This is a genomic window from Micromonospora yongxingensis, from assembly GCF_052601155.1.
Genome location: NZ_JBQXEO010000035.1, coordinates 1 through 15,138, shown reverse-complemented (window position 1 = coordinate 15,138; position 15,138 = coordinate 1). Strand labels below are relative to the sequence as shown.

The following is a 15,138-nucleotide window of genomic DNA, read 5'->3' as shown; positions in this document are numbered from 1 at the left end:
CTTGAGGGAGACTGGCGGGCATGGCTGACCTCGGCGATGCGAAAACCGCGCTGCACCACTACCTCCAGGAGACCCGCGAGGACCTGATCTGGAAGCTCGACGGGCTGAGCGAACGGGAAGCCAGACTTCCCCGCACCGCGACCGGCAACAACCTGCTGGGCGTCATCAAGCATTGCCTCAACGTGGAGGCCAGCTACTTCGGGCCCACCTTCGGGCGCGACTTCCCGACGCCCGAGGAACTGGTCCCCATGCAGGCGTTCGAGGAGGACCCCCAGGCGGACTGGTACGCGCGGGAGGACGAGACGAAAGATGGGCTGATCGACCTGTACCGCCGTGTCGGAGCGTTCGCGGACCAGACGATCGAACAGCTACCGCTCGACGCGCCGGGGCGGGTGTCGTGGTGGCGGCCGGGCGGCCAGGCCGTGACACTGCAACGAATCATCGTCCACGTGACCTGCGACCTCGCTCGTCACGCCGGTCACGCCGACATCATGCGCGAGCAGCACGACACGGCGATCGGCCTGCGGCGGGAGACCACCAACATCCCCAACGACTACGACTGGCCGGCGTACGTCACCAAGCTGACGAAGCTCGCTGACCGGTTCGAATAGCCATGGTAATTGGCCATTCTGGACCACTAGGCGCGCAGCCCTTGGTTGATGGCGGCGATGGTGAGGGTGGCTTCGTAGCGAACGGGGAGTTCGTCGTACCTGGTGGCCATGGCGCGGTGCTGTTTGAGCTGGTTGATACCGCACTCGACGGCATGCCGCTGCCGGTAGACAACGGGATCAAATGCGGGTGTGGCTTCACTCTACCGACCTCAAAGTGGCGTTAGAGTCGCCGGCCATGGGACTCCTCACCTTCAGCCTCAACCTCACCCTGGACGGTTGCGTCGACCACCAGGAGGGGATCGCCGACGACGAGACGCACGCCTTCTTCACCCGTCTCATGGACGAGAGCGGGGCGATGCTGTGGGGTCGCGTCACCTACGAGATGATGGAGAGCTACTGGCCGGCCGTCGCCCGCGGCGACGAGAAGGCGCCGCCGGCCATGCGCGAGTGGGCGGTCAAGCTGGGAGCCAAACCCAAATACGTGGTGTCGTCGACGCGCAAGGACTTCCCGTGGACCAACAGCCACCACATCGCCGGCGATCTGCGCGAGGGCGTGCAGAAGCTCAAGGACGCGACCCCGGCCGGGGTCCTCCTCGGAAGCGGCAAGCTCGCGACCGAGCTCGACCGGCTGGACCTGATCGACGAGTACAAGCTGCTCGTCCATCCCAGGATCGCCGGCCACGGCCCGACGCTGTACCAGGGCGGGCTGCCCGCCACGCGCCAGCTCGAGCTGCTCTCGGCGAAACCGCTCCACAACGGCGCGGTGGCCATGCACTACCGCCGCGCGCGCTGAATCACGGGAGTCCATCGCCGCCAGCTCACCGGCAGCGCGGCGTCCTCCTCGCGCTCGCCGCGCAGCGCCGAGTGTGCAACCATGATCGGCATGTCGACTCCACGAAAGGGCAATGCCGCGTAGGCGCCCCGCACAACTGCGTGCCGACTCCATCTATCGCCGACCGCTTGACGGGTCAACCTCCGTCATCCCCGGGCTTTCGGCTCGCGGCCTGAAGGCCATCGCCTACCTCGAACGAACCCGCCTCTGGAACCAGGCCGTGTCCGAGGCACTGCAGACCTGGTCGTGGTTCGTGCGCCACCCCGGGCATCGCTTGTGGGACCCGACTGCCGGCTGCGGAGTGATGGCGTGCTGTCCGAATCCGCCCGAGCTGCGCTGGATCCTGGACGTCGTCGTTACCGTCCTGCCTCCGCAGGACGCCCGAACCCTCCACAAGCAGATCGCAGCCCTCGACGAGCTGTGGTGACCCGCTGTCCCCCAAACCCTTCGTCGAAGGGTTGCCCACCCTTGCCACGCATCCGCGAAGCCGCGGTCCGCCGTCCACGCAGTGGCCGGCGATCCGAGCAGCGTCTAGGTGTGCTGTCCAGGGACCTTGGTTGAGGTCGTGTGACGACACGACGTAGATAGACGTGATGACGAAGGCGTCCGGTTGTGGAGTGACCATACGTGGGTGGGCGGCGGTGGAGTGCGGGTGCCACCGGTGCAACAATCCGCTCGTGGATACGCCGTCCTTCACCGCGATTTTTGGGCCACCGCCGGCCAACGCTGTCCCCGTCGAATGGGATGTGGTGGAGGCCTGGCTCGGTCTCCCGCTGCCGGGCGACTACAAGTCGTTGGTTTCAACCTATGGGCCGCTCGACATCGGTGAGTTCATCTGGCTGCACTCACCCTGTGTCCAGAAGGATCGTTTCGACTACGGCAACTGGCTGCAGGAAATCCACCGGCACTGTCGTGTCGCCTCGCGGCAGGTCCCGCCGTACGAGCCTCCGGCTTTCCATCCCGCGGATGCTGGCCTGCTTGCCTGGGGGGAAACGCGCTCGGCCAGCCGTCTGTTCTGGGACACCGCAGCATCCGACGATCCGGATCAGTGGCCGGTTGTCATCTTTCATCAGGATGCCGTCCACCATGGCGTCAACCCATGGCACAGCTACGAGATGCCGTTGCTGGACACGCTGGCCGCGGCCGTTCACACCGGGCTTCTGCTCCCCGGCGGTGGGCGGATCGGGCCGCTGCCAGCGACCGCACGGCGGACGGCGTTCCTCACCGACGCGGGCTCGTGGTCACCGCCCACGCCCCGCCCAGAGGTGGTGCCTGAGGCGCTCCGGCGGGCCGCGCTCACCCAGGGCACCGGGCTGGCGGCGTTGAGCCTTCTCGTGCCTCCACCCGAGGCGCCGTACCTCGGCGGCGGCACCTGGACCGACCTGTTCGAGGAGCTGGGCACTCGACTGCCCGACGAATATGTGTCCCTGATAGACCGCTATGGCGCCGGAAACTGGTGCAAGTGGCTGAATTTCGTCACGCCGTTGCGCACCAACGGCCGGGGCTTCGCGTACCACGCGGCGCAGGTGCTGGACGGGTACCGCGAGCTTCGGGCGGCGTTCCCGGAGTATCACCCGCTGCCCGTCTGGCCCGAGCCCGGGGGCTTCCTGCCGTTCGCAAGCTCGATCGACGGCGACCAACTCGGCTGGCTGACCGAGGGGGATCCCGACCAGTGGCCGCTGATCGTCTCTCCCCGGCACGCGGACCAGGGGCCGCCGCTGCCCAACAACCTGACGGACACTCTGCTGGAGTGGGTGCGGGGGCGCTTCGCCACGGAGGGGCTGCCGGGCCTGGACGCACTTGATGATCCGTTGGCATTCATCGACTTCGAATCATGGGACGACGAAGCTTATTGGTAGACAGAGCCGGACGCCCAGGCCCCGGGGTCCTTCGTGCCTCGCGGGCTGAAGGATGTCCACATCGGGCGGCCCACCGTGGCCGCGCTTCGCGCTCAGCTCAGACCGTCCGGATTTGCCGCCGACCCGGCGTCACTCCTCAGCGTTATGCGACGGACGGGCCGACTGTGCCGAGCGGTAGGCGCGTGCGACCGTTGACGACGTGGCGGCCAACTGCGGACGGGACGGCAACCAGACGGTCTGAATCCCGAGTTGCTCGTTCATCGCAGCGAGCTGGTACTCGTAGCGAAGGTCCGCGGCCGTGCGCACGCCACGGACGATGACCGTGGCACCGAGGCGCAGACAGTAGGCAGTGGTCAGGCCGGTCCAGGTGTCCACCTCGACATTGCCCCAGGCTGCCGGCATGGCGTCACGCACGCGTACGGCCCTGGCCATGGCATCGGCGGTTGGTTGCTTGGCGGCGTTCACCGCCAGCAACACGATGACCCGGTCGAACATCACCCGAGCACGGGCCACCAGGTCGCGGTGCCCCGGCGTGAACGGATCGAACGTGCCGGGATAGACCGCCAACGAACCGCGTACCGGTGCCACTCCACGATCCGACGTAGCCGTCACCGCGACTCACACCACATGCCCGCGATCATCCCAGCCGCGCATGTGCCGACCCGACTCGGGCTTGTCGTCACCGCCGACCACCTCCGACATCCTGATCTGCCGCCCACCGGGCGTCATGAGCGACCCGCGACACTCGTCCCGCCAACTGATCCGCGACACCTTCGCGCCCGGATTGCGGCATGAGAGTGCCCGCCGGTCTCTCGACGCGGCGAAGCGAAGCACCCGGATGCCGGGCCACGTCGCGCGAGGAAGCAAGGACTCAGCGGACGGGCACCGGCTCAGACGACGGCCGCCACTCTCGCCTGATCAGCCCGTAGACCCACGAGTCAGAGACCTCGCCGTTCACGACGCAGTCTTCCCGCAACGTCCCTTCACGCACGAACCCGAGCTTCTCCAGCACGCGGGCAGATGCCACGTTGCGTGTGTCGGTCTCGGCCTGGACGCGATTGAGGTCCAGTGTGTCGAATGCCCACCGCAGCACAGCGCGCGCGGCCTCCGTCGCGTAGCCGTGGCCCCACGCGGCATCGTCGAAGCAGTAGCCCAGCGATGCGCTGCGGTAGTCCGGATTCCACCGGTTCAGGCTGCACCAGCCGATGAACTCCCCGCCGGAGACACGATCCACGGCCAGTCGCGCCCCGGTGCCCTCCTCTGCCATCTGACGGCAAGCCGTGATGAACCGCTCGGCGCGCACGCGGTCGCTCCACGGCGGCGAGTCCCAGTAGCGCAGCACGTGGGCGCTGCTGTGCAGCGCGAAGAGGTCGTTCGCATCGGCGTCGTCGAAGGGACGCAACCGAAGGCGAGTGGTGTGCAGCGTGGGCGTGGGCAGCGACATGCGCGTCATGTTCTCTCCCGGGACTGGTGGCCGATCAACCAGAGCCTCACATCCGGGATTTCAGCACGTCGACCTCGCAGCCTGGCGCGGCCGGGTCGAAGCCGTGTTCCACCAGCCAGCGGATCGCCAGCAGGCTTCGCAATGACCACCACGCGCGGATGACATCCAGGTCGACGTCGGTGCCATAGCCGGCGACGACGTCGCCAAGGTGCTCCTCGTGTCCGAGCGTCAAGCTGGCGAGGTCGTACAGGGCATCGCCCTGTCCCGCCTCGGACCAGTCGACCACGCCGGTGATCTCGTCGTCGTCGACGAACACATGGGCGATCTGCAGGTCGCCGTGCATGAACACCGGAGTCCACGGCCGAAGCGCGGCCTCGGCAACTCGGCGGTTGCGCGTGACCAGGTCAGCGGGAAGGACGCCGTTCCCGACGAGCCACTCGCATTCACCGTCGAGGCGCGACGCCAGGTCGTCGAGGCGGCGACCGGGCCATGGCGGCAACGGCGCGTCGTGCAGCATCCGTGCGGCGGCACCGGCCGCGGCCCACGCCGCCGACGACGCGGTCGACGGCTCGCCGAGGCGGCCGAGTGCCGTCCCGGGGAGGGCGGCGAGAGCGAGTACGGGCGGCTTCCGCCACAGGATCTCCGGGGTGGGGATCGGCGCCATGGCCATCGCCTCGACCTCGACATCGGTGCGAGTCTGGTCCGCGTCGATCTTCAGGAACACGTCGCCGACGCGCACGGTCGCGCGCTCCTGATGGGCGACGACGACCTCGACCTCTTCCACGTCGGCCAGTGTCGCGGAGATGACCACCGACGTCACCGGCTTATTGCGTGCGCCCCCGGCTTCACGCAGCGGGTCTGCACCCACTTGTCACCGAGCAGCGAGGACCGTACCCGCCGTGCGATCGACGCAGCCCTCGGCCGCGGCCTGGACGCCTCTCACGGCCTGGCCACGGCCCAACTGCTTGCCGGAGGGTGTTTGCGCAGTTCGGTCGCGGTGGCGGCGTCACTTGGCGTTGAAGTAGCTGGCCTCCGGGTGGTGGACCACGATGGCGTCGGTGGCCTGCTCCGGCATGAGCTGGAACTCCTCGGACAGCTCCACGCCGATCCGCTCCGACCCGAGCAGCTCCACGATCTTCGCCCGGTCCTCCAGGTCGGGGCAGGCCGGGTAGCCGAACGCGTACCGGCAGCCCCGGTAGTCGTTGCGCAGCAGGCCGGCCAGGTCCGCTGGGTCGTCGTCGGCGATGGTGCGGCCGTCGGGCAGGGTCAGCTCGGCGCGGATGCGCCGGTGCCAGTACTCGGCGAGGGCCTCGGTGAGCTGCACCGACAGCCCGTGCACCTCCAGGTAGTCGCGGTACTCGTTGCGGGCGAACAGCTTGGCCGCGTACTCGCTGACCGGCTGGCCGACGGTGACCAGCTGCAACGCGACCACATCGAGCTGGTCGCCCTTGGGTCGGAAGAAGTCCGCCAGGCAGAGCCGCCGCTCCTGCCGCTGCCGGGGGAAGGAGAACCGGGCGCGCTCCGCGTGCCCGTTCTCGTCGAGCACCACCAGGTCGTTGCCTTCGGAGTACGCGGGGAAGTAGCCGTACACGACCGCTGCCTCCAGCACCTGGTCGGCGATCAGCCGGTCCAACCAGTACCGCAGACGCGGCCGACCTTCGGTCTCGACCAACTCCTCGTAGGACGGACCGTTGCCGCCGCGGGCGCCGTTCAGCCCCCACTGCCCGCGGAACGTGGCCCGCTCGTCGAGCAACGCCGCGTAGTCGGCCATCGGCACGCCCTTGACCACCCGCGTGCCGAAGAACGGCGGCGTGGGCACGGCCACGTCGGCAGCCACGTTGGAGCGGATCGAGGAGTCGTCCAGCTCCGGCAGGGACTCGGTCACCATCGACCGCTGCCGTTCCCGGCGCGCCCGCCGCGCCGCCAGAGCCGCTTCCCGCTCCGGGTCGATCACCGGCGCGCCGCCCCGCTTGGCGGTCATCACCTTGTCCATCAGGGACAGACCCTCGAACGCGTCCCGCGCGTAGTGCACCTGCCCGGGGAACATCGACCGCAGGTCGTCCTCGACGTACGCGCGGGTGAGCGCCGCCCCGCCCAGGAGCACCGGCCAGCGCTCCGCGACACCGCGGGTGGCCATCTCGGCGAGGTTCTCCTTCATGATCACGGTGCTCTTCACCAGCAGCCCGGACATCCCGATCGCGTCGGCCCGGTGCTGCTCGGCGGCGTCCAGGATGGCGCTGATCGGCTGCTTGATGCCGATGTTCACCACCTCGTAGCCGTTGTTGCTCAAGATGATGTCGACCAGGTTCTTGCCGATGTCGTGCACGTCGCCGCGCACGGTGGCCAGCACGATGCGGCCCTTGCCGCCGTCCTCCGCGGTCTCCATGTGCGGCTCCAGGTACGCCACCGCGGTCTTCATCACCTCGGCGGACTGGAGCACGAACGGCAGCTGCATCTGCCCGGAGCCGAACAGCTCCCCGACGACCTTCATGCCGTCCAGCAGGATGTCGTTGATGATCGACAGTGGCGACCGGCCGCCGGCCATCGCCGAGTCCAGGTCGGCCTCCAGGCCGTTGCGCTCGCCGTCGATGATCCGCCGCTTGAGCCGCTCGTCCAGCGGCAGCGCGGCCAGTTCCTGCGCCCGGCTGGCCCGGGCGCTGGTCACGTCCACGCCCTCGAAGAGTTCGAGGAAACGCTGCACCGGGTCGTACCCCTCGCGGCGCCGGTCGTAGACCAGGTCCAGCGCGACCTCGCGCTGCTCGTCGGGGATCTTCGACATCGGCAGGATCTTGCTGGCGTGCACGATCGCCGAGGTCAGCCCGGCCTGGACGCACTCGTGCAGGAACACCGAGTTGAGCACCTGCCGGGCGGCCGGGTTGAGCCCGAAGGAGATGTTCGAGATGCCGAGGGTGAAGTTGACCCCCGGGTAGCGGCGGGCGATCTCCCGGATCGCCTCGATCGTCTCTAGGCCGTCGCGGCGGGTCTCCTCCTGCCCGGTGGCGATCGGGAAGGTCAACGCGTCGATCAGGATGTCCGCCCGGTCCATCCCCCAGCGGCCGGTCAGGTCGTCGATCAGCCGTGCCGCGACCCGGACCTTCCACTCCTGCGTACGCGCCTGCCCCTCCTCGTCGATGAGCAGCGCCACCACGGCCGCGCCGTGCTCACGGACGATGGGCATCACCCGCGCGTACCGGGAGTCGGGGCCGTCGCCGTCCTCGAAGTTCACCGAGTTGACCACGCACCGGCCGCCGAGCATCTCCAGACCGGCCTCGACGACGGCCGGCTCGGTGGAGTCCAACATGATCGGCAGCGTCGACGCGGTGGCGAACCGGCCCGCCAGCTCCCGCATGTCCTGGGTGCCGTCGCGGCCGACGTAGTCGACGCACAGGTCCAGCAGGTGCGAGCCGTCCCGCGCCTGGCTGCGGGCGATCTCCACGCAGGCCCGCCAGTCCGCGGCGAGCATCGCCTCCCGGAACGCCCTGGAACCGTTGGCGTTGGTCCGCTCCCCCACCATCAACACCGACGCGTCCTGGGCGAACGGCACCGGGTGGTACACCGAGGAGACGCCCGCCTCGTGCCGCGGCTCCCGTGCCGTGGCGGTGACGCCGTGCAGCCGCTCGGACAGCACCCGGATGTGCTCCGGGGTGGTGCCGCAACAGCCCCCGACCAGGGACACGCCGTACTCGGTGATGAACCGCTCCAGCGCGTCGGCCAGCTCGACCGGGGTGAGCGGGAAGTACGCCCCGTCGGCGGTCAGCACCGGCAGGCCGGCGTTCGGCATCACCGACAGCGGGATCCGGGAGTGCTGCGACAGGTACCGCAGGTGCTCGCTCATCTCCGCCGGGCCGGTGGAGCAGTTGAGCCCGATCAAATCCACCCCGAGCGGCTCGATCGCGGCGAGGGCCGCCCCGATCTCGCTGCCCACGAGCATCGTGCCGGTGGTCTCCACGGCGACGTGACAGATGATCGGAACCGACTGGCCCAGCTCGGCCATCGCCCGCTTCGACCCGACCACCGCGGCCTTGACCTGGAGCAGGTCCTGGCAGGTCTCGATGATCAGCGCGTCCGCGCCGCCGGCGATCAGCCCGGCGGCGTTCTCCTGGTACGCGTCGCGCAGCGTCGCGTAGGCGGCGTGCCCGAGGGTGGGCAGCTTGGTGCCCGGCCCGATCGAGCCGAGCACGAACCGGGGCCGCTGCGGCGTGCTGGCCGCGTCGGCGGCCTCGCGGGCGATCCGGGCTCCCGCCTCGGACAGCTCCCGGATACGGTGCGGGATGTCGTACTCGGCGAGGTTGGCGAGGTTGGCGCCGAACGTGTTGGTCTCCACGCAGTCCGCGCCGGCGGCCAGGTAGGCGTCGTGTACGCCGCGCACCACGTCGGGGCGGGTGACGTTGAGGATCTCGTTGCACCCCTCAAGCCCGTCGAAGTCGTCGAGCGTGAGGTCAGCGGCCTGCAGCATCGTGCCCATCGCCCCGTCGGCGATGAGGATCCGGTCGGCCAGCACATCCATCAACGAAGTCCGCACCCGTTCAGGGTAGTGCGGGCCGTGCCGCGCTCAACCGCCCTCCGTGCTCGATCCCATATTGTGTCAGCGGGATCACGCTCGTCCGGTTCGCCATCGTATGACCGGTCGTCGGTCGGGGCGGCCGGCGCGGCCGACGGGCCAGGCCCCCGCCCGGCACGTAGGCTGGCGGACGTGAAGCACAACAGGGACACCGCCGTGCCCTACGGCCCGACGACCGGGTGCGGTCCCGGTGCCGGCCGCGACGAGCAGGGTGAGGTGACGGCGTGACCGAGTTCGACGGACTGCCGGTGCTGCGGTCCCCGGTGGCCATCGCCGCGTTCGAGGGCTGGAACGACGCCGCCGACGCGTCCACGGCCGCCATCGAGCACCTGGAGCAGGTCTGGAACGCCCGGCAGATCGCCGAGCTGGATCCGGAGGACTTCTACGACTTTCAGGTCAGCCGCCCCACCATCACGATGGCCGACGGGGAGACCCGTCGGGTGGAGTGGCCGACGACCCGGTTCATGGTCGCCAGCCCGGAGGGCACCGAGCGGGACGTGGTGCTGATCCGGGGCATCGAGCCGAGCATGCGCTGGCGGACGTTCTGCGAGCAGGTGCTGGAGATCTGCCACAGCCTCGAGGTCGAGCGGGTGGTCCTGCTCGGCGCGTTGCTCGCCGACGTGCCGTACACCCGGCCGCTGCCGATCAGCGGCAGCGCCTCCGACGCCCAGGCCGCGGAGCGCTACCAGCTCACCCCCACCCGCTACGACGGGCCGACCGGCATCGTCGGCGTGCTGCACGACGCCTGCACCCGCGCCGAGGTGGACGCCGTCTCGTTCTGGGTGCACGTGCCGCACTACGCCAACAACCCGCCCTGCCCGAAGGCCACCCTCGCCCTGCTGCACCGGGTCGAGGAGGTCGTCGACCTGCCGGTGCCGATGGCCGACCTCGCCGAGGAGGCCGCCGAGTGGGAGCAGCGGGTGCGCAGCGCCGCCGAGCAGGACGCGGAGCTCGGCGAGTACGTCCGCGAGCTGGAGGAGCGCGTCGGCGACGAGGGGATCACCCCGCTGACCGGTGACGAGATCGCGCAGGAGTTCGAGAAGTACCTACGGCGCCGGGGTGGCTCGGCAGGCCCCACAGCGGGTTCCTGGTAGCGCCTCTCCCCCGTTTCGAAACGGGCCTCGGACCTTCGGTGTCCGGGGCCCGTTTTCGTGTTCGCCATCCTTTTTTGGTGTGTCCGGGGTGGCGGCGTCACACCCGCTAGGGCATCCTAGGAACCTAGCTGTGATCAAGGAGGCGGGTATGCAGATCAACCCGGGGGCCGCCGAGTTCCCGCACCGGCAGATCGCCGCGCAGCTCAAGGCCCAGGTGCGCCGTGGCGACTGGGGGCCGGGCGAGCGGCTGCCGTCCATCCCGGCCATCGCCGAGATGTTCGGCGTCGCCAAGCAGACCGTCCAACGCGCCGTCGACCAGCTACGGGTCGAGGGCATCCTGATCACCAAGCCCGGATCCGGTACGTACGTCCGGGGCACCCGGCGCCGGCTCAACCGGCTCTCCCGCGGCCGGTACGGCGGCTTCCGGGGCTACCACACGGATCTCGCCGCCCGGTACCGCCAACAACTCGTCTCGGTCGGCCGCGCCCCGGCCCCCGCCGAGGTGGCCGACGCGTTCGGCGTACCCGACGGCACCGACCTGCTCTGCCGCCGACACCTGGTACGCACCGACGACTCCCCCGTCGAGGTCGGCGCCTCCTGGTTCCTGCCCGGCGACACCGCCGGCACCTCCCTGGAGCGCGCCGAGGCGTTCGGCCGGCCGCTCTACCAGGAGGCCGAGGAGGCCACCGGACGGCGCTACGTCTCGGCCACCGACACGATCAGCGCCCGCCAGCCCAGCCGGGAGGAGGCCGAGACCCTCCAGATCCGGCCGGACACCCCGGTGCTGCACCTGCTGCACGTCGCGTACGACAGCCACCGCAAGCCGATCGAGGTCGCCCAGGCCACCTGGCCCGGCCCGATGACCACCCTCACCGAGGAGTACCAGGTCCCCGGCCCGACCCCCGACCCGGAACCCGACCCCGGCCTGGTCCTGGGCTGACCGCGCCTCGTTGATCATGGGGTCGACGGGTCGAACAGTGACCGAATCCCCCTGCCAACCTCATGATCGACGCCCCTGAGAGGGCGGGATTGGTCAGAGGCGGATGCCGAGAAGGGCGTCCACGGTCTTGGTGAAGAGGGCGGGGGCTTCGGGGTCGTCGGTGGTGCCGGCGAGGGTCGCGTCGGCCCACCGGTCGGCCACCGCCAGGGCGCCGGGGGTGTCGAGGTCGTCGGCGAGGCGTTCGCGTACCCCGGCCAGCAGCTCGGCCCCCGACGGCCCGGCGGGCGCGGCGGCGGCCTGCCGCCAGCGGGCCAGGCGCTCCTGCGCGGCGGTCAGCAACTCGTCGGTCCAGGTGCGGTCGCTGCGGTAGTGCCCGGACATCAGCGCCAGCCGGATCGCCATCGGGTCGACCTTGTCGGCGCGCAGCCGGGAGACGAAGACCAGGTTGCCGCGGGACTTGGACATCTTCTCGCCGTCCAGGCCGATCATCCCGGCGTGCACGTAGTGCTCGGCGAACGGCGCCTGGCCGGTCAGCCGCTCGGCGTGCGCGGCGGACGCCTCGTGGTGCGGGAACAGCAGGTCGTTGCCGCCGCCCTGCACGTCGATCCGGTCGCCGAGCAGGTTCAGCGCGATCACCGCGCACTCGATGTGCCAGCCCGGGCGGCCCGGGCCCAGCTCCCCGCCCGGCCAGGACGGCTCGCCCTCGCGGGTGCCGCGCCACAGCAGCGGGTCCAGCGGGTCGCGCTTGCCGGCCCGGTCCGGGTCGCCACCGCGCTCCGGGAAGATCTCCAACATCTGCTCGCGGGTCAGGTTGGACTCGTAGCCGAACCGGGGCGTCGAGGAGATGTCGAAGTAGACATCGCCGGTGCCGTCGTCGAGCCGGTACGCGGCCCCGTCCTTGAGCAGAACCTCGACCTTGTCGGCGATGTCGGGGATCGACTCGACGGCGCCCACGTAGTGCTCCGGCGGGATGATCCGCAGCGCCTCCATGTCCTCCCGGAACAGGGCCGTCTCGCGCATCGCCAGGACCACCCAGTCCTCGCCGTCACGGGCGGCCCGCTCCAGCAGCGGGTCGTCGATGTCGGTCACGTTCTGCACGTAGCGCACCGGGCGGCCGGCGTCGCGCCACATCCGCTGCACCAGATCAAAGGTGATCATGGTGGCGGCGTGGCCGAGGTGGGTGGCGTCGTACGGGGTGATGCCGCAGACGTACATGCTTCCCGCCTCGGCGGGCTCACTCGGGTGGACGCCCTGCCGCGCCGAGTCGTACAACGCCAACGGCTCGCCCCTGCCCGGCAGCCGTGGCACCTCGTGTCCCGCCCAAGACTCCATGGCCTCAGCCTAGCCAGCCCCGCGACCGCCCCGGGCGACCCCACGGGTGATCAAGATGACAGTGGATCACATGGGCGGCCAGGGCACCGCCGGCCAGTCCTCCGGCGGCTGCGGGAAGCGGCCGGTCTGCCGCAGCCGGTCGACGCGGGCGGCCAGCTCGGCGATCTCGCTGATCGTCAGGTGGTCGGCCAGCTCCGCGCCGAGCGCCCCGGCGACCTGCCCGGCGAGCCCGTCGAGCATGTCCACGGCATCCGGCGGCAGTTGCTTGCCGGCCCAGCCCCAGAGCACCGTGCGCAGCTTGTCCTCGACGTGGAAACTCACCCCGTGGTCCACGCCGTAGATCCGGTCGTCGGTGCCGACCAGGACGTGGCCGCCCTTGCGATCCGCGTTGTTGATCACGGCATCGAGCACCGCCAGCCGGGCCAGCCTCGGGTCGTCGGAGTGGGCCAGCACGTACGCGGCGCCGTCGTCGTCACGCGCGGCGGCGATCGGGAACCAGCGCGGTGGCAGCTCCTCGGCCGGCACGAAGCCGACCAGGGGCTCGGCGTCCTCCGGCTCGTCGATCCAGAGCTGACAGGACCCCGGCCCGAACGGGCCGTCCCGCAGCAGGGTGGGCGGCACCAGATCCCAGCCGGTGGCCCGGGACACCAGGTACGCCGACACCTCCCGGCCCGCGAGCGTGCCGTCCGGGAAGTCCCAGAGTGGGCGCTCGCCACGGACCGGCTTGTAGACGCAGCGGGCGGTGAGCCCGTCGAGCGTCAGGATGCCGCGCAGCGTCGTGTTCGACGCGTCGACCAGCCGCCCTTCCAGGTCGAGCGCGCCGTCACGCAACAACCGCAGCGCGGCGTCGCCGTCCTGGCGGGGCTGGAGGCCGGACGAGGTCACCGGTGGTAACCGTTGTGCCGCGGGCAGAGGTGCCCGGCGGGGTCCAACGGCTGGCCGCAGAGCGGACACGGCGGGCGGCCCGCGTTCACCACTCGCCGGGCCCGCTCGATGAACTGGCGGGTGGCCTGCGGGGTGAGCCGGACCCGGAGCCGATCCAGGTCCTCGTCGGGCTCGTCGTCCTCGTCCTCGTCGTCCTCGTCGTCGTCCTCGTCGCCCAGCTCGACCTCGGCCTCCACCTCGCCGGCGGCGATCGCCTCGATCACCACGGTCGCGGTGTCCACGTCGAAGGCCAACCCGAGGGTCCCGACCCGGAACTCCTCGTCGACCGGAGTGTCCAGTGGCTCGTTGTCGCCGATCACCGGCGCCAGCTCGGGCAGGTCCACCCCGAAGCGCCGCTGCGCCTCGGTGAGCAGCTCCTCCAGCTTCTCGGCGAGCAGGGAGACCTGGACCTTCTCCAGCGCGACGCTGACCAGCCGGCCGCCACCGCGGGCCTGCAGGAAGAACGTGCGCTCCCCCGGCGGCCCGACGGTCCCGGCGACGAACCGCTCCGGCGGTTCGAAGGCGTGCACCTGGTGGGTCATACCCACGACCCTATCCGGCCCGCCACGGCATCGCGCACCCCACCGACGCGAATCACCGCGCGCCCCGGCGCGCCCGGCGTATCGGGCGCCACACCCGGGCGTGGCGGATGGCGGCCCGTCACCGCCCCGCCCCCGCGCCGCCGCCGACCGGCGCGTCGGAGTCGGCCGCTGCGGCCGCCCGCGCCGCCCGTCGGCGACGCTTGGGCGGCGGCGGCACCAACCCCGTCAGGTCGCCACCGGTGTCGTTGAGCCGCAGCAGGAACGGCCGCAACGAGGTGTACCGGATCGCCGTCACCGACGCCGGGTCGGCCACGATCCGCTGGAACAGATCCAGGTGTACGCCGAGCGCGTCGGCCACGATGGCCTTGATCACATCGCCGTGGCTGCACGCCAACCAGACCGCCTCCGGGCCGTGCTCGGCCGTGATCCGGGCGTCCCACGTCCGTACGGCCGCGACCGCCCGTGCCGCCATCGCCGCCATGGCCTCCCCCTCGGGGAAGACGGCCGCGCTGGGGTGCTGCTGGACCACCGGCCAGAGCGGCTCCTTGGCCAGCTTCTTCAGCGGCTGCCCCTCCCACGCTCCGTAGTCACACTCGATCAGGCCCTCCTCCACCAGCGGGGCGGCCTCGGGCAGAGCCAGCTCCAGGGTCTGCCGGCACCGGATGAGCGGACTGGTCACCACCGCCGCGAGGGGAACGGGCCGCAGCCGCTCGCCGACGGCGGACGCCTGGGCCCGGCCCGTCTCGTCCAACTCGACCGGCTGGCGGCCGGCCAGGCCGCCGTCCGCGTTCGCGGTCGTCCGGCCGTGTCGCAGAAGCAGAAGGGTCGCCACGGTGACCACCCTAGGGCCTGCTCCCCGACCCCCTGGCCTTGGCAGGTCGCAGGCCGTCGCGGGTTCCTTCATGGCGGCCTGCGGCTGGAGTCGGGGCATGGGGTCGCTGTCATCCGTGGCCGTTTGTGCCGGGTGGGGGTTGGCGTGGCCGTCATGTGCCGGGTGCG

14 protein-coding genes are annotated in these 15,138 nt (G+C 70.7%); 6 read left to right on the top strand and 8 right to left on the bottom strand.

Annotation, left to right across the window (positions count from 1 at the left end; all coding sequences use genetic code 11):
• Nucleotides 1-20 precede the first annotated feature (20 nt).
• The 4 genes from ACTWLT_RS29105 (at nucleotide 21) to ACTWLT_RS29090 (ending at nucleotide 3,302) form a co-directional block, all read left to right on the top strand.
• Entirely contained in the window at nucleotides 21-611 is a 591-nt protein-coding gene (locus ACTWLT_RS29105) for a DinB family protein (RefSeq protein WP_445321121.1), read from the top strand.
• Between the two features lie 235 nt (nucleotides 612-846).
• Entirely contained in the window at nucleotides 847-1,404 is a 558-nt protein-coding gene (locus ACTWLT_RS29100; protein ID WP_445321120.1) for a dihydrofolate reductase family protein, read from the top strand.
• A 259-nt stretch (nucleotides 1,405-1,663) separates the two neighbouring features.
• Nucleotides 1,664-1,870, top strand: coding sequence for a hypothetical protein (locus ACTWLT_RS29095; RefSeq protein ID WP_445321119.1), 207 nt, complete (start codon nucleotides 1,664-1,666; stop codon nucleotides 1,868-1,870).
• A 250-nt stretch (nucleotides 1,871-2,120) separates the two neighbouring features.
• Complete coding sequence (locus ACTWLT_RS29090) at nucleotides 2,121-3,302, top strand: SMI1/KNR4 family protein (protein ID WP_445321118.1); 1,182 nt, start codon at nucleotides 2,121-2,123, stop codon at nucleotides 3,300-3,302.
• Between the two features lie 129 nt (nucleotides 3,303-3,431).
• Here the strand turns inward: ACTWLT_RS29090 and coaD are convergent, their stop codons facing one another.
• From coaD to metH, 4 genes are all read right to left on the bottom strand, one after another.
• Nucleotides 3,432-3,890: a pantetheine-phosphate adenylyltransferase gene (coaD, locus tag ACTWLT_RS29085; protein ID WP_445321117.1), complete on the bottom strand. Its 459-nt coding sequence runs from the start codon at nucleotides 3,888-3,890 to the stop codon at nucleotides 3,432-3,434.
• Between the two features lie 283 nt (nucleotides 3,891-4,173).
• Entirely contained in the window at nucleotides 4,174-4,755 is a 582-nt protein-coding gene (locus ACTWLT_RS29080; protein ID WP_445321116.1) for a GNAT family N-acetyltransferase, read from the bottom strand.
• A gap of 37 nt (nucleotides 4,756-4,792) precedes the next feature.
• Nucleotides 4,793-5,566: a phosphotransferase family protein gene (locus ACTWLT_RS29075; protein ID WP_445321115.1), complete on the bottom strand. Its 774-nt coding sequence runs from the start codon at nucleotides 5,564-5,566 to the stop codon at nucleotides 4,793-4,795.
• A gap of 186 nt (nucleotides 5,567-5,752) precedes the next feature.
• Complete coding sequence (gene metH, locus ACTWLT_RS29070; protein WP_445321157.1) at nucleotides 5,753-9,253, bottom strand: methionine synthase; 3,501 nt, start codon at nucleotides 9,251-9,253, stop codon at nucleotides 5,753-5,755.
• Between the two features lie 278 nt (nucleotides 9,254-9,531).
• Between metH and ACTWLT_RS29065 the strand changes: the two genes are divergently transcribed.
• Nucleotides 9,532-10,401: a PAC2 family protein gene (locus tag ACTWLT_RS29065; protein ID WP_252414760.1), complete on the top strand. Its 870-nt coding sequence runs from the start codon at nucleotides 9,532-9,534 to the stop codon at nucleotides 10,399-10,401.
• A 148-nt stretch (nucleotides 10,402-10,549) separates the two neighbouring features.
• The gene (locus tag ACTWLT_RS29060; protein WP_252414762.1) at nucleotides 10,550-11,341 is read left to right on the top strand and encodes a GntR family transcriptional regulator; all 792 of its coding nucleotides are present in this window, start codon (nucleotides 10,550-10,552) and stop codon (nucleotides 11,339-11,341) included.
• A 93-nt stretch (nucleotides 11,342-11,434) separates the two neighbouring features.
• Here the strand turns inward: ACTWLT_RS29060 and mshC are convergent, their stop codons facing one another.
• The 4 genes from mshC to ACTWLT_RS29040 form a co-directional block, all read right to left on the bottom strand.
• Nucleotides 11,435-12,673, bottom strand: coding sequence for a cysteine--1-D-myo-inosityl 2-amino-2-deoxy-alpha-D-glucopyranoside ligase (mshC, locus tag ACTWLT_RS29055; protein WP_445321114.1), 1,239 nt, complete (start codon nucleotides 12,671-12,673; stop codon nucleotides 11,435-11,437).
• Between the two features lie 66 nt (nucleotides 12,674-12,739).
• Nucleotides 12,740-13,558 (bottom strand): Rv2133c family protein, encoded by an 819-nt coding sequence (locus ACTWLT_RS29050; protein WP_445321113.1) that lies wholly within the window; start codon nucleotides 13,556-13,558, stop codon nucleotides 12,740-12,742.
• Nucleotides 13,555-14,139 (bottom strand): Rv2134c family protein, encoded by a 585-nt coding sequence (locus tag ACTWLT_RS29045; RefSeq protein WP_252414768.1) that lies wholly within the window; start codon nucleotides 14,137-14,139, stop codon nucleotides 13,555-13,557. Before ACTWLT_RS29045 ends, ACTWLT_RS29050 begins: the two co-directional genes overlap by 4 nt.
• 118 nt (nucleotides 14,140-14,257) lie before the next feature.
• A complete protein-coding gene (locus ACTWLT_RS29040) occupies nucleotides 14,258-14,980 on the bottom strand; it encodes a histidine phosphatase family protein (RefSeq protein ID WP_445321112.1) in 723 nt (240 codons plus the stop codon).
• Between the last annotated feature and the right edge of the window lie 158 nt (nucleotides 14,981-15,138).